This is a genomic window from Chroococcidiopsis cubana SAG 39.79, assembly GCF_003991895.1.
Classification (GTDB): Bacteria; Cyanobacteriota; Cyanobacteriia; order Cyanobacteriales; family Chroococcidiopsidaceae; genus Chroococcidiopsis; species Chroococcidiopsis thermalis.
The window spans coordinates 1-1,383 of record NZ_RSCK01000168.1 but is presented as its reverse complement, the minus strand read 5'-3'; the positions used below and the strand labels follow the sequence as shown (position 1 = coordinate 1,383).

Here is a 1,383-nt window from a genome sequence, read left to right as displayed (position 1 = left end):
ACAATGAGTGAAGCAGAACTGCACATGATTAAGCAAAGAATGGTGCAGGGCAAGCTGAATAAAGCACAACGAGGAGAACTGAATTTTTTACTGCCAACTGGTTATATCCGCCGCCCTTCTGGAGAAGTCGTATTTGACCCAGACGAACAAGTTCAGCAGGTGATTCGGCTAATATTTCGGAAGTTTGAGGAACTGGGAACTCTCAATGCCGTGCTGCGCTATTTGGTGAAAAATGACATCCAATTTGGGATTCGAGTTGCAACGGGACTGAATAAGGGAGACCTGGAGTGGCATCGTCCTAATCGCATGACGCTGCAAAACCTACTCAAAAATCCGTTGTATGCAGGCGCTTATGCATATGGTCGTCGCCAAATAGATCCCCGCAAGCAACAAGCAGGGCGACCAAGTACTGGAAGAGTTGTAGTTGAGCCAGATAATTGGCATGTGTTGCTACCAGATTGTTATCCGGCTTATATTTCATGGGAGCAATATCAATGGAATTTGGCACGATTGAAGTCTAACCAGGCAAGAGCCCAGGAGTTAGGTGCAGTACGCTATGGGCCTGCCATATTGTCGGGCTTGTTGATTTGTGGCAAGTGTGGTTGTCGCATGGTTGTTCAGTACGCTCAGGGGCAGCATCATCGCTACGTATGTTGCCGACAGGCAGTTGACTATGGTGGCGAAAAGTGTCAGCAACTAGCAGGAACTGCACTTGATAAGTTTGTTAGCCAACAGGTTTTACAAGCACTTGAGCCTGCGGCTTTAGAATTATCTTTGGAGGCAGCATCGCATCTCGAACAAGAGCGTTATCAGCTTGACCAATTATGGCAAAAGCGATTGGAAAGAGTTGCTTTTGAAGCCGAGCGAGCAGGACGGCACTATCGATTGGTTGAACCAGAAAACCGCCTGGTAGCACGTCAACTCGCCTTGGAATGGGAAGAAAAATTGGCTCTACAGCAGTCATTACGAGAAGATAAAAGCGCGATTCTGCCATCAGCAACCTCGTTTGCTCTCAAATCAAGAGCGTGAGGCAATTCGCCAACTAGCTCAAAATATTCCAGCTTTATGGCAAGCATCAACTACAACAAATGCTCAACGCAAAGAGATTATTCGACAGGTAATCGCAAAAATTACTGTTGAGGTTATTGGTAATAGCGAGCAAGTTCAAATTACGATCGAATGGGTGGGAGGTACTTGCACAAAACATAGCATTGTTCGTCCTGTTGCCAAACTGACGCAACTTTCACGGTATAACCAACTCTGCGAACGTCTCAAGAATCTAACAACTCAAGGATTAAGCCCTGAATGGCACTAAGAAAAGCGAAAAGTAAGGTGTGTTAAGCATTACAAGCGTTAATAGCAGAGAGGTGGGCAGGGGGATGG

2 protein-coding genes are annotated in these 1,383 nt (G+C 46.2%); both read left to right on the top strand.

Annotated elements, in window-relative coordinates:
- The coding region (locus DSM107010_RS35950; protein ID WP_206751856.1) for a recombinase family protein at window positions 1-1,029 on the top strand (1,029 nt) is incomplete at its 5' end.
- A complete protein-coding gene (locus tag DSM107010_RS40670; protein ID WP_199755996.1) occupies window positions 1,007-1,315 on the top strand; it encodes a hypothetical protein in 309 nt (102 codons plus the stop codon). The genes DSM107010_RS35950 and DSM107010_RS40670, both read left to right, overlap by 23 nt.
- Window positions 1,316-1,383: the final 68 nt, after the last annotated feature.